The sequence below is a fragment of the Colwellia sp. MB3u-55 genome, assembly GCF_014076785.1.
Taxonomy (GTDB): Bacteria; Pseudomonadota; Gammaproteobacteria; order Enterobacterales; family Alteromonadaceae; genus Colwellia_A.
The window spans coordinates 1-215 of sequence record NZ_JACGUS010000002.1; the positions used below are offsets into that span (position 1 = coordinate 1).

Genomic DNA, 215 nt, shown 5'->3' on the forward strand with positions numbered 1-215 from the left:
TGAAGGTATAGCTACCGTCTGCATTTAAGATGAGTTCACCTTCAGCAAGGGTAACCGTATCACCTGCATTGTACGTATTTCCACCAACCGTAAAGCTGGTGACAGTTAGTGGACCGTCTGCAGTTTCTGCGTTATCTAGAACATTACCTGAAACTGCTGTATCTTCAGCTGTTGTGACGGATTCATTGTCATCAGTAAGATCTGATAACGGTGTT

At 43.7% G+C, this 215-nt stretch carries 1 protein-coding gene; it reads right to left on the bottom strand.

Translation table 11 applies throughout. The features are described from left to right. Nucleotides 1-215: hypothetical protein (locus H4J66_RS00010; RefSeq protein WP_182169084.1), on the bottom strand; the 215-nt coding region annotated here is incomplete at both ends.